Genomic DNA, 12,779 nt, shown 5'->3' on the forward strand with positions numbered 1-12,779 from the left:
ATTTGATAATTAGGGTAATTATCATTCATGTAGAAATAAATACAATAGCCTCATCAAAACAAACGACAGCGCTTTCACGATTACGATTGAAACCTTCGTCGTTCTCACTTTTATCTTCTACTGTCTATTAGTACGAAGTGAAGTGTGACTAATAACTACAGACCAAGAGTCTTAAAGAGAGAATGAAAATGTCTGACCAATTTATCAAATCAAAAGCAGCTATTGCTTGGGGCCCTAACCAACCATTATCTGTTGAAGAAATTGACGTAATGTTGCCTCGTGCTGGTGAAGTATTAGTGCGCATCATCGCAACTGGTGTTTGCCACACCGATGCATTCACTCTTTCAGGCGACGATCCTGAAGGTATTTTCCCAGCGGTGCTTGGCCATGAAGGTGGCGGTATTGTTGAACAAATTGGTGAAGGCGTAACGAGTGTTCAAGTAGGCGATCACGTTATTCCACTTTACACCGCAGAGTGCGGCGAATGTAAATTCTGTAAATCAGGTAAAACCAACCTTTGTGGCGCGGTGCGTGAAACACAAGGTAAAGGTCTAATGCCTGACGGTACAACCCGTTTCTATAAAGATGGTCAGCCAATTTACCATTACATGGGCTGTTCAACTTTCTCTGAATACACAGTACTGCCTGAGATCTCACTGGCTAAAGTGAGTAAAGAAGCACCATTAGAAGAAGTATGCCTATTAGGCTGTGGTGTAACAACGGGTATGGGCGCAGTACTTAAAACTGCCAAAGTACAAAAAGGCGATACGGTTGCGATCTTTGGTCTTGGCGGTATCGGTCTTTCTGCAATCATTGGTGCAACTATGTCTGGTGCAAGCCGCATCATTGGTGTTGATATCAACGAAAGCAAATACGAGCTAGCGAAAAAATTAGGCGCAACAGACTGTATCAACCCGAACGACTATGACAAGCCAATCCAAGAAGTGATCGTTGAGATGACAGACGGTGGCGTAGACTTCTCATTTGAGTGTATCGGTAACGTCAACGTGATGCGTTCAGCACTTGAGTGTTGTCATAAAGGCTGGGGCGAATCGGTAGTTATCGGTGTTGCTGGTGCTGGTCAAGAGATCTCAACGCGTCCATTCCAACTTGTGACGGGTCGTGTATGGCGTGGTTCTGCATTTGGTGGTGTTAAAGGCCGCTCTGAACTACCAGAAATTGTTGACCGTTACATGGCAGGTGAGTTCGCACTGAATGATTTCATTACTCACACTATGGGTCTTGAAGACATTAACCATGCGTTTGACCTAATGCACGAAGGCAAGAGTATCCGTAGCGTTATCCACTACGATAAATAATCTCACCTCCCCGTTCCCGATACTCATTCAGCACTGCAATTGCAGTGCTGTTTGTTCTTTTTACCGCTCTTTCTAGAGCACTTTATCTTTCTTTTAAACACGCATTTCTTTTTTATTTTCTGTTTCAGTACTTCAACATTGAGAGCCGACCATGACATTAGAAAACATCAGTGCCAATAAAAGCTTTGGCGGCTGGCACAAACAATACACTCACCGCTCAACCGCATTAAATTGCGACATGCGTTTTGCTATTTTCTTGCCACCACAAATAGCACAAGGCCAGCAAGTACCCGTGCTTTACTGGCTATCAGGCTTAACCTGTACCGATGAAAACTTCATGCAAAAAGCAGGCGCACAGCGTCTAGCCGCTGAATTAGGTATGGCCATTGTGGCACCAGATACTAGCCCTCGCGGTGACGATGTACCTGATGATGCAGAAGGCAGCTACGATTTTGGCTTAGGCGCAGGGTTTTATCTGAACGCAACAAAAGCACCTTGGCACCGTCATTACCGTATGTATGAATATGTGGTATCTGAACTGCCAGCGCTTATTGAAGCGAATTTCCCAGTGACAACCCAGCGTGCAATCAGTGGTCACTCTATGGGTGGACACGGCGCACTGACCATTGGATTAAAGAACCCTGAGCGTTACAGTTCAATCTCTGCGTTTAGCCCGATCACTAACCCAATGAATTGTCCTTGGGGGCAAAAAGCATTTACTGGTTACTTGGGCACCAACCAAGAAGATTGGGCGCAGTACGATACCACTGAGCTCATGAAAGCCAGCCAAGCACAGCTGCCAGCCTTGGTTGATCAAGGCACACAAGACAATTTCTTAGCAGAGCAATTAAAACCACAAGCCTTGCTAGATGCAGCAGAACAAGTGGGTTACCCACTAGAACTACGCTTACAAGAAGGCTTTGATCACAGCTATTACTTTATCTCGAGTTTTATTGATGATCACCTACGTTTCCACGCGAAACACCTAGGTTTATAATCCGTAGCGCCCTATGCCAAAAACAAAATAGCCCAGCAAATGCTGGGCTGTTTTGTTTCTATCTTGGCTTAAGCGGTCATGCCTTTTTGCTTAGAAACCCAATGGGATCTCAAACGCGAAGAAACATACTAGCACGGTTGTCCATACCGATAGGAAAGCCAGCGAGTATGGCACCATCATCGCAATCACATCACCAAAGGTTAGCTCTGGCTTGTAGTTACGCATGAAGGGTAAGTAATATAATCCCCTAAACCTGAGTAAATCAGTAGCTCAGTAGCGCTAAGAAGTTATATCTGAGCCATAAAAAAAGCCTCGCAATGCGAGGCTTTAGCATAATGTACTAGCCTAAAGGCTATCTAACATTACATTGAGTAAGTGTACGGAGCTTGGATACCAAGAGGTATACCCAGTGCCCAGTATGCCAATAGGAAGATAGTCCAACCAATCAGCATTGCAATAGAGTACGGCATCATCATCGAAGCCAGCGAACCAATACCCGATGTTTTCACGTAGCGTTGCATGTAAACAACAACCAGAGGGAAGAACACCATCATAGGTGAGATAATGTTAGAAACAGAATCACCAACACGGTATGCCGCTTGCGTTAGCTCAGGAGAAATACCCACAGCCATCAGCATTGGTACAAGAATAGGACCAATCAGTGCCCACTTCGCTGATGCAGAACCCACAAGTAAGTTCACAAACGCAGTAAGTAGAATCATACCAACAATCGTTACCTGACCGGGTAAGTTCATTGCGTGCAGCAGTTCAGCACCCGAAAGCGCCAGTAGTGTACCTAGGTTAGATTGAGTAAACGCCACTAGGAATTGAGCAATAAAGAATGCCATTACCATGAAGCTGCCCATGCTGCTCATGGTTGCTGACATTGCTTTAATCACATCGTCGCTAGCTTTAAATGTGCCAGCAACTTTACCGTAAACCACACCCGGAATAACAAAGAGGATAAAGATCAGCGGTACAATCGACTGCATCAGTGGAGCCGAGAACGCTGTGATTTCACCATCTGGAGAACGGAGGGGTGATGTCTCAGGGAATACAGAAGCAACAAGTACAACGATACCCGCAATCATAGCCCAGCCCGCACGCGAGAATGCTTTACTTTCGATTTCAGAGAAAGAACCCATATCTGGAGCTTCTTCTGCATCAGTATCAATCGGTGTATTCGCAAGGCGTGGTTCGATGATTTTCTCTGTTACATACCAACCGATAGCAACAACAAGAATCGACGATAAACCCGTGAATAGTAGATTTGAAAGTGGGTTCACAATGTAATCAGGATCTAAAATTTGAGCAGCTGATTGTGTAAAGCCAGCTAGAAGTGGATCGATACCTGAAGGGATGAAGTTAGCAGAGAAACCACCCGATACACCAGCAAAGGCTGCTGCAATACCCGCTAGTGGGTGACGACCCGCTGCGTGGAAGATGATACCACCAAGAGGAATTACCAGAACATAGCCTGCATCCGCTGCCGTGTGCGAGACAATCGCAACTAGAATCAGCATAGGTGTTAGTAGTTTTGCTGGCGTGAAGTTCAACATCTTCTTCAGGCCCGTGTTAATGAAGCCAGATGCTTCAGCAACACCCACACCTAACATCGCAACCAGTACGATACCCAGAGGAGCAAAACCAGTGAAGTTTTTCACCATATTTGCTAAGAAGCTTGCGAAAGACTCACCCGTTAGTAAGTTCTTCACTTCAACCGCTTGACCAGTAACTGGGTGAATAAAGCCAAAATCAACTTGCGATAGCAATGCTGATAATGCCCATACGATTAATAGTCCCCAGAAGAATAACAATGCAGGATCTGGAATTTTGTTTCCTGCTCGTTCGATAAAGTTTAAAAACTTATTCATACCACCAGATGACGCTTCCGGTGCTGTTTTTGCTGCTTGATTACTCATGGGAACTCCATGGATGTGTAGTGTTGGTTTGCGGCGAATTATTTGCTGTACTTCTTATACGCCAGTTGATCATCGTTTTTCTCAGACTAGGAGAAAACTTTCAAGAAATTGTAATGTAAATGCAGCCTAAAAAAGCGCGTTAGACCAAGAATCAGACGAATTGCATTTGTTTATATTGTAAACGGAGATTAACAGAGAACATCCCCCTAACAAATACAACACCAAAAACACCCAACCTCGTAACCTTTTTTAGGCCGTATAACTCAACACACCGATTCCCTAATGGCCTTTCTAAACGAAAAAAGACACCCGAAGGTGTCTTTTTAACTGTGTAAACTAGCAATACCTAGAGGGCATTATTCCCACTCGATCGTTGCTGGCGGTTTACCAGAAATATCGTAAACAACACGTGAGATGCCATCAACTTCATTAATGATACGGTTAGAAACCTTACCAAGGAAGTCGTATGGTAGGTGTGCCCAATGCGCAGTCATAAAGTCGATGGTTTCAACTGCACGCAGTGATACAACCCAATCGTATTTACGACCATCACCCATTACGCCCACAGAGCGAACAGGTAAGAATACAGTGAACGCTTGTGATACTTTATTGTACAAATCGGCTTTATGCAGTTCTTCAATAAAGATTGCATCAGCACGACGTAGTAAATCACAGTATTCTTTCTTCACTTCACCCAATACACGTACACCTAAACCCGGTCCAGGGAATGGGTGGCGGTAAAGCATGTTGTAAGGCAAGCCAAGCTCTAGACCAATCTTACGTACTTCATCTTTAAACAATTCACGTAGTGGCTCAACAAGGCCCATTTCCATGTCATCAGGAAGGCCGCCCACGTTGTGGTGAGATTTGATAACGTGTGCTTTACCGTTCTTAGATGCTGCAGATTCGATAACATCAGGGTAAATCGTACCTTGTGCTAACCATTTTGCATTTTCTAACTTTTTCGATTCTTCATCGAATACATCGATAAATACGTGACCGATGATCTTACGCTTAGCTTCAGGTTCGTTCTCACCTGCTAGTGCAGAAAGGAAACGGTCTTCCGCTTTAACATGCACAATGTTCAGACCGAAGTGGTCACCGAACATGTCCATAACCTGCTCACCTTCATTTAAACGAAGTAAGCCATTATCAACAAATACACATGTTAGCTTGTCACCAATCGCGCGGTGAATAAGCATAGCAACAACCGATGAATCAACACCACCAGATAGGCCAAGGATAACTTCATCGTCACCCACTTGTGCCTTAATGTTTGCAACAGCATCTTCGATGATGTTTGCAGAAGTCCACAGTTTCTCACAGCCACACACTTCAAGAACAAAGTTCTCAATCATACGCATACCTTGACGCGTGTGTGTTACTTCAGGGTGGAACTGTACACCGTAAAAACGTTTTTCTTCATTCGCCATTGCCGCAAACGGACAGGTTTCTGTCTCTGCAACTTTTACGAAATCAGATGGGATTTCAACAACTTTATCGCCATGGCTCATCCATACGTCAAGTAATGGTGCGCCGTCTTCTGCGATAGCATCTTCAATATTTTTGAATAGGCCTGTTGGCTCAACAACTTTAACTTGCGCATAGCCAAATTCACGTTCATTTGAGCCTGCAACTTTACCGCCAAGCTGCTCAGACATGGTCTGCATGCCGTAACACACACCAAACACAGGTACGCCAGCTTCAAAAACATATTGTGGTGCACGTGGAGAACCAGCTTCAGTAACACTTTCCGGGCCACCAGAAAGGATAATACCGTTCGGGTTAAAGTCACGAATGTCGGCTTCATCGACATCCCAGCTCCATAGCTCACAGTAAACACCGATTTCACGGATACGACGAGCAATTAACTGAGTATATTGAGAACCAAAATCCAAAATAAGGATGCGCTGGTCATGAATATTTGTAGATGTAGTCATTATCGAGAAGTCTCAAAAATAATTGAAATAATAGTGGGGGGCTTGAAAGCGCCCCCGATCTTATAGAAGTTTCATCATTAGGCAAACGTTTTCGCCTAATCAATACTCGTCAGGTAAAATTAACCTAAACGGTAGTTTGGTGCTTCTTTTGTAATGGTCACATCATGAACGTGTGACTCTTTAATACCCGCACCAGAGATACGAACAAACTCAGCTTTAGTTCGTAAATCTTCAATCGTTGCTGAACCGGTTAAGCCCATGCTTGAACGCAAGCCACCCATTTGCTGGTGAATAATTTCTTTGATGTGACCTTTGTAAGCAACGCGGCCTTCAATGCCTTCTGGTACTAATTTGTCTGCTGCATTGTCTGTTTGGAAGTAACGGTCAGAAGAGCCTTGAGACATCGCGCCTAAAGAACCCATACCACGGTAAGACTTGTAGGCACGGCCTTGGTAAAGTTCAACTTCACCCGGCGCTTCTTCAGTACCAGCGAACATAGAGCCAACCATCACACATGATGCGCCAGCAACAATCGCTTTACACATGTCGCCAGAGAAGCGGATACCGCCATCGGCAATAACAGGAATGCCGTACTCAGCGGCCGCATCGGCTGCATTAGAGATAGCAGTAAGCTGTGGAACACCCACACCTGTTACAATGCGTGTTGTACAGATAGAACCAGGGCCGATACCGACTTTAACCGCATCAACACCCGCATCGATAAGTGCACGAGCACCTTCGGCTGTGGCTACGTTTCCGCCAACGATTTGTAGTTCAGGGAATGCTTCACGGGTTTCACGAATACGTTGTAGAACGCCTTCAGAGTGACCGTGAGATGAATCGATAAGTAGAACGTCAACGCCCGCTTCAACCAGCGCTTTAACACGCTCTTCGTTGCCTGCGCCTGCGCCAACCGCAGCACCTACACGTAGACGGCCGCGCTCATCTTTACATGCGTTAGGTTTACGTTCTGCTTTTTGGAAATCTTTTGCAGTGATCATGCCTTTCAGTTGGAAATCATCATTAACCAGTAGCACTTTCTCTACACGGTGTTCTTGCATGATGGCTTCAACTTCTTCACGAGAAGCACCTTCTTTTGCTGCCGCCAGTTTTGTTTTTGGCGTCATCACGTCTTCAACTTTAATTGAAAGGTCGGTAACAAAACGAACGTCACGACCAGTGATGATACCAACAAGTTCGTTGTTATCACTCACAACTGGGTAACCAGCAAAACCATTTTCAATAGTCAGTTTTTTAACATCAGCGATGGTTGCTGATGGCTTTACTGTCACAGGTTCAGACACAACACCTGCTTCAAACTTCTTAACCATGCGTACTTGGTTAGCTTGTTGTTCGATAGACATGTTTTTGTGAATGAAGCCAATGCCACCTTCTTGAGCTAACGCGATAGCGAAGCGACCTTCGGTTACTGTGTCCATTGCAGCAGAAACCATTGGAACGTTGAGCGAAATCTTTTTCGTTAGTTGGGTGCGCAGATCGGCAGTGTTAGGGAGAACCGTAGAGTGTGCTGGAACCAGCAGAACATCATCAAAAGTTAAAGCTTCTTGTTTGATACGTAACATTGCAATATCTCACACCGAGTTAAGGTTTAAAGGAGGATAAAATATTGCGAACGAATTATACGTATGATGCAATCGTTTGGCTACAAAAAAATTATATTTTTTTATTGACTCTTTTTGCTTGATACGTAATATATTTCGGTTAAGTTTCCGGTGCTGCGGTCTCGCATGTAAGGCCAAGATCTGTCTATAGATCTGCCTGTATGTTTTTTACTCTTTCCGCACATTACCTAGCCTTCGATAACAGGTGCCTCACCTCGTGACTCTATTCGCTCAAACTCAATCCAACGATCGTATCTTTACTGTTTCAAGCCTCAACGCAGAAGTTCGCTTATTGCTCGAAAATGAAATGGGCATTGTCTGGCTTGTGGGTGAATTATCTAACTTGTCGATGCCTGTCTCAGGCCATTGGTATTTCACACTCAAAGATTCACGCGCCCAAGTTAAGTGCGCCATGTTTCGTGGCAACAACCGCCGGGTAACCTTTAAGCCTGCGAATGGTACGCAAGTACTAGTGAAAGCCCGCTTATCACTGTATGAACCTCGTGGTGATTACCAACTGATCATCGAGAGCATGCAGCCAGAAGGCGATGGTCGCTTACAGCAACAATTTGAACAACTTAAAATGAATTTAGCGGCTGAGGGCTTGTTTGCTCAGTCACTAAAAAAACCACTGCCTGAACAGCCTAAACGCGTCGGTATTATCACCTCTAAAACGGGTGCGGCATTGCATGATATCTTGAACGTTTTACAACGACGTGATCCTAGCCTGCCAGTGGTTATTTACCCAACCATGGTTCAGGGTGAAGGGTCAGCGATTTCGATTGCTCAGGCCATTGGGCGAGCCAATTCACGCCAAGAGTGTGATGTGTTGATTGTCGGTCGTGGCGGTGGTTCACTTGAAGATTTATGGGCGTTTAACGAAGAAATCGTTGCCCGTACGATTGCGGCTAGTCAGATCCCGATCATCAGTGCCGTTGGCCACGAAGTGGATGTGACTATTGCTGATTTTGTCGCTGACATGCGCGCTCCTACTCCTTCAGCAGCGGCAGAATTAGTTAGCCGTGATAACAGCCATCAGACCCAAAAAATCAGTCAAAAAACACAACAACTGACCCACAGCGTTCGTCAGTATTTGTCTGATCGTCGTCGTCATTTAACCCAGTTGCAACACAGATTAGAGCGTCAACACCCGCAATTGAGGTTAAACCAACAAAGTCAGCGACTTGATGATGTCAGCAGCCGTTTAGAGCGCGCGATGAAAAACTATATTGTTCAACATCGCCAGCACCTTAATCGTAATGAACACAAGCTAGCCCTACATTCACCCGTGCAAACACTAAAGCAACAAGCTAACCGCTTGGAACGTGTTGAAAGCCGTTTACATGATGCAATGGATAGACGCTTACTCACTGCACGCCACCAGCTAGCAATGGCAGCAGAAAAACTGGAAACGGTTAGTCCACTCGCGACTCTAGGGCGTGGCTATTCGATTACTCGAGACAGTAAAGGCAAAGTAATTCGCACCACAGATCAAGTTAACCATGGCGATACTATGATCACTAAAGTGGCTAACGGTGAAATCCAATCGGTCGTTTCAAAAGACCACCAATAACCCACCTAGATTTCAGTTAAGATGCACTTGTGTACACAAGTGCATTAATATCTCTTCAAAATAAATAAAACATCATAAAAATAATGGTTTTTCTCCTACACAATGCAGCGTAGTCTCTAGTACTAAGTCGGACACATTGACTGGCACTAAACACCTACAGCAGTATGAGGAAAACAAGGAATGATAGATTTTCGATCTGACACAGTGACACAGCCTAGCCCCTATATGCGTGAAGCCATGGCGCAAGCTCCTGTAGGTGATGATGTTTATGGTGACGATCCAACCGTGAATGAACTTGAAGCTTGGACAGCGAAACGTCATGGTTTTGAAGCCGCACTTTTCACCTCCTCTGGAACTCAAGCCAACCTATTAGGTATCCTTGCCCACTGCCAACGAGGCGATGAATACTTATGTGGGCAGCTGGCTCATAATTATAAATATGAAGCGGGTGGCGCGGCTATTTTAGGCTCGGTACAACCACAACCGATTGAGAACAACCCAGATGGTACACTGTGTTTTGAAAAACTGGCCTCAGCCATCAAGCCTGACGACATTCACTTCGCCCAAACCAAATTGTTGAGCTTAGAAAACACCATAGGTGGTAAAGTTTTACCTCTGGATTATCTAGCTAAAGCCCGTAAGTTCGTAGACCAACATAACTTACGGCTACACCTTGATGGCGCACGCGTATACAACGCAGCTGTCGCACTCAACGTTGATGTTACCGAAATCAGTCAATACTTTGATTCAATGACCATTTGCTTATCCAAGGGACTAGGTGCACCTGTTGGTTCGCTACTATTAGGCTCAACAGATTATATTGAGCGAGCGAGAAGGCTCAGAAAGATGGTCGGCGGTGGCATGCGCCAAGCGGGTATTTTAGCGGCTGCAGGCAAAATAGCCCTGACAGAAAATGTTGAAAGGCTGGCAGATGATCATGCCAATGCTGATTATTTAGCACAGCAGCTTGATCTATTAGACGGCTTTAATACCGCTGATTTCCCACCACAAACCAATATTGTCTACGTCAACGTCGATAAAAAAATTGATATCGCCGCTATCGCAGCAAGCTTAAAACCACAAGGGATCTTATTTTCACCGGGTTACAGTCCAATGCGCTTAGTCACCCACTTGGACGTTTCGCGTGAAGATATCGATACCTTCATCAACGCATTGAAACAACAACGCTAGCAAGCTGTTAGTCGCTAGATAACAGGTTATCGCTACAAATAAAAAAGAGCGATTCATCGCTCTTTTTATTTAATGCATTCAGGCTAACGTCAGTGCTTTAATCATTTATGCCACTGCTGTTTCATCAATCATCATACAGGCACTAATCAAGCTCTTTGTATAAGATTCTTGAGGATTATCGAATATCTGCTCTGGTGTTCCCCGCTCGACCACCGCGCCTTTCTGCATCACAATCACTTCATCTGAAATCGCTCTTACCACAGACAAATCATGACTAATAAACAGGTAAGCTATGTTTCGGCGCTGCTGAATATCTTTAAGTAATTCCAACACTGTCAGCTGAACCGAGCGATCCAGTGCCGATGTTGGCTCATCTAACAAAATAAACTGTGGCTCTAAAATAAGTGCTCGAGCAATCGCGATACGTTGACGCTGCCCACCTGAAAATTCATGCGGGTAACGGTTAATGCTAGCAGGATCCAAACGTACTTCTTCCAACGCTTTTTTAGCTTTTACTAAACGTTGTTGGTGAGTTAAATCAGTAAATACAGTCAGTGGTTCAGTAATTATCTCACCCACCGTCATTCGTGGTGATAAAGATCCAAACGGGTCTTGAAAGACCATCTGCATATTTCTTTTTAACTCAAAACGTTGCTGCTTAGTCATTTCATCAAAGCGTTTGCCTTGGAATATGATCTCACCTTGTGAATCCAATAACTGCATGATGGCACGGCCCATGGTCGATTTACCCGACCCAGACTCCCCGACTATTCCAACGGTTTGGCCTTGCTTTAATGTTACGTCTATCCCTTTTACCGCTTGAAGCAACTCCGTTGGTTTTCCTAACCAGTTATTTTTCAATACGTAATTAACGCGCAAGTCACGCACTTCAAGAATATTAGGCGAAGAGTTATCCGTTTCATGGATACCAGGTTTAGGTTCAGCATCTAAGAGCATTTTGGTGTAGCTATGCTTAGGTGTCGTAAATACACCTTCAACAGTACCCGTTTCAACCACTTCACCTTTACACATCACCACCACATCATCAGCAAAATGGCGAACAACCCCAAGGTCGTGAGTAATAAATAAGATCGCCATCCCCATTTCGGCTTGGATTTCTTTCAGTAGGTTCAATACCTCTGCTTGAACGGTCACGTCCAATGCCGTGGTTGGCTCATCAGCCACCAAAATATCAGGCGTATTTGCCAGTGCCATTGCAATCATAATGCGTTGCAGCTGGCCACCAGAGAATTCATGAGGATAATGATTCAGTCTTTTGCGAGGATCGGGCAGATGTACCTTGTCAAACAAGGCTAACGTTTCTTCCATCGCAACACGTCGAGAAACACCACGATGGTGAATAATAGCTTCAGCCACTTGCTCACCCACGGGCATATACGGATTCAGCGATGTCATCGGCTCTTGGAAGATCATTGCAATACGATCACCACGGATGCTACGAAATGCCTTTTCATCCATACCAAGTAAGTCTTGCCCTTGGAATCGAATTGAACTTTGCGCACCAATTCGAGCATTGTTAGGCAGTAATCCCATAATGCTGCTTGATGATACTGATTTACCCGATCCCGATTCCCCCACGAGTGCCAATGTTTGGCCCTTCTCTAGAGTGAACGAGATGTTCTTAACAGCATCAAAACATTCATCTTCCATCTTAAACGAGACAGAGAGATCACTTACTTCTAACAATGGATGTTGCACAGCCATACTAATATCCTTATCAGTAACAATAATTGCAATTGATAATTATTATCACAAGTAAAAATAAAGCACCAGTATAAAAACCTATTACTTGGGTATGACGTATTCGAAAATATAGCGAAAACCGTACTCTAAGCATGCTTTTCGCTAGTTAACAAACCGGATAAAAATAAATCCATGGCGAAGGGGCCATGGAAATAGGGATCATTCTGCAGGGGTAAAAGCGATACGTACTCGAGATTTTGACTTTAACTCATTACAAGCATTACAGAAGTAGCTAGCAGAACCACAGGCTTGTAGCTTCTCTAACTCGGTATCACAATCAGGACAAAAAGCCTGTTTCGTCAGAGTTATCTGGCATTTTTCGCAGCTATATTGGTTAGCTTGCCAAGCGAGTTCGTCGTGGCAAGTTGGACATACATTTTCAGTTGTCATCGTTATCTCCTTTTAACCTGACTATCATATCAATACTTTACTCGCAGTGACTAAATCGATC

At 44.5% G+C, this 12,779-nt stretch carries 10 protein-coding genes; 4 read left to right on the top strand and 6 right to left on the bottom strand.

Annotated elements, in window-relative coordinates:
• Window positions 1–188: 188 nt before the first annotated feature.
• Window positions 189–1,319, top strand: a complete 1,131-nt coding sequence (locus OCU87_RS13295) for an S-(hydroxymethyl)glutathione dehydrogenase/class III alcohol dehydrogenase (RefSeq protein ID WP_261857371.1) — start codon at window positions 189–191, stop codon at window positions 1,317–1,319.
• A gap of 151 nt (window positions 1,320–1,470) precedes the next feature.
• Window positions 1,471–2,316, top strand: coding sequence for an S-formylglutathione hydrolase (gene fghA / locus OCU87_RS13300; RefSeq protein ID WP_094955932.1), 846 nt, complete (start codon window positions 1,471–1,473; stop codon window positions 2,314–2,316).
• A gap of 90 nt (window positions 2,317–2,406) precedes the next feature.
• Here the strand turns inward: fghA and OCU87_RS13305 are convergent, their stop codons facing one another.
• The 4 genes from OCU87_RS13305 to guaB all read right to left on the bottom strand — a co-directional run bounded on the left by OCU87_RS13305 (window position 2,407) and on the right by guaB (window position 7,761).
• Window positions 2,407–2,541: an AbgT family transporter gene (locus tag OCU87_RS13305; RefSeq protein ID WP_141226221.1), complete on the bottom strand. Its 135-nt coding sequence runs from the start codon at window positions 2,539–2,541 to the stop codon at window positions 2,407–2,409.
• Between the two features lie 137 nt (window positions 2,542–2,678).
• Window positions 2,679–4,238 (bottom strand): AbgT family transporter, encoded by a 1,560-nt coding sequence (locus OCU87_RS13310; protein ID WP_062690293.1) that lies wholly within the window; start codon window positions 4,236–4,238, stop codon window positions 2,679–2,681.
• A gap of 356 nt (window positions 4,239–4,594) precedes the next feature.
• The gene (guaA, locus tag OCU87_RS13315; protein WP_062690292.1) at window positions 4,595–6,178 is read right to left on the bottom strand and encodes a glutamine-hydrolyzing GMP synthase; all 1,584 of its coding nucleotides are present in this window, start codon (window positions 6,176–6,178) and stop codon (window positions 4,595–4,597) included.
• A 119-nt stretch (window positions 6,179–6,297) separates the two neighbouring features.
• A complete protein-coding gene (guaB, locus tag OCU87_RS13320; RefSeq protein ID WP_062690291.1) occupies window positions 6,298–7,761 on the bottom strand; it encodes an IMP dehydrogenase in 1,464 nt (487 codons plus the stop codon).
• Window positions 7,762–8,017: 256 nt separating this feature from the next.
• On the opposite strand from guaB, the gene xseA reads away from it, so the two are divergent.
• The gene (gene xseA / locus OCU87_RS13325; protein WP_261857372.1) at window positions 8,018–9,373 is read left to right on the top strand and encodes an exodeoxyribonuclease VII large subunit; all 1,356 of its coding nucleotides are present in this window, start codon (window positions 8,018–8,020) and stop codon (window positions 9,371–9,373) included.
• A 180-nt stretch (window positions 9,374–9,553) separates the two neighbouring features.
• Complete coding sequence (gene ltaE / locus OCU87_RS13330; protein ID WP_261857373.1) at window positions 9,554–10,564, top strand: low-specificity L-threonine aldolase; 1,011 nt, start codon at window positions 9,554–9,556, stop codon at window positions 10,562–10,564.
• 105 nt (window positions 10,565–10,669) lie between these two features.
• Here the strand turns inward: ltaE and OCU87_RS13335 are convergent, their stop codons facing one another.
• On the bottom strand, window positions 10,670–12,289 hold the full coding sequence (locus OCU87_RS13335) for an ABC transporter ATP-binding protein (protein ID WP_261857374.1): 1,620 nt from the start codon (window positions 12,287–12,289) through the stop codon (window positions 10,670–10,672).
• Between the two features lie 198 nt (window positions 12,290–12,487).
• On the bottom strand, window positions 12,488–12,718 hold the full coding sequence (locus OCU87_RS13340) for a zinc ribbon domain-containing protein (RefSeq protein WP_062690288.1): 231 nt from the start codon (window positions 12,716–12,718) through the stop codon (window positions 12,488–12,490).
• Window positions 12,719–12,779 lie beyond the last annotated feature (61 nt).

This window comes from Photobacterium sanguinicancri, from assembly GCF_024346675.1.
In the GTDB taxonomy this organism is placed as follows: domain Bacteria; phylum Pseudomonadota; class Gammaproteobacteria; order Enterobacterales; family Vibrionaceae; genus Photobacterium; species Photobacterium sanguinicancri.

What these genes read in the sequence shown, in the direction of transcription:
- OCU87_RS13340 (WP_062690288.1), bottom strand. Translation starts at nt 12,718, where the DNA reads ATGACAACTGAAAATGTATGTCCAACTTGCCACGACGAACTCGCTTGG.
- ltaE (WP_261857373.1), top strand. Translation starts at nt 9,554, where the DNA reads ATGATAGATTTTCGATCTGACACAGTGACACAGCCTAGCCCCTATATG.
- fghA (WP_094955932.1), top strand. Translation starts at nt 1,471, where the DNA reads ATGACATTAGAAAACATCAGTGCCAATAAAAGCTTTGGCGGCTGGCAC.
- OCU87_RS13310 (WP_062690293.1), bottom strand. Translation starts at nt 4,238, where the DNA reads ATGAGTAATCAAGCAGCAAAAACAGCACCGGAAGCGTCATCTGGTGGT.
- OCU87_RS13335 (WP_261857374.1), bottom strand. Translation starts at nt 12,289, where the DNA reads ATGGCTGTGCAACATCCATTGTTAGAAGTAAGTGATCTCTCTGTCTCG.
- guaB (WP_062690291.1), bottom strand. Translation starts at nt 7,761, where the DNA reads ATGTTACGTATCAAACAAGAAGCTTTAACTTTTGATGATGTTCTGCTG.
- OCU87_RS13305 (WP_141226221.1), bottom strand. Translation starts at nt 2,541, where the DNA reads ATGCGTAACTACAAGCCAGAGCTAACCTTTGGTGATGTGATTGCGATG.
- OCU87_RS13295 (WP_261857371.1), top strand. Translation starts at nt 189, where the DNA reads ATGTCTGACCAATTTATCAAATCAAAAGCAGCTATTGCTTGGGGCCCT.
- guaA (WP_062690292.1), bottom strand. Translation starts at nt 6,178, where the DNA reads ATGACTACATCTACAAATATTCATGACCAGCGCATCCTTATTTTGGAT.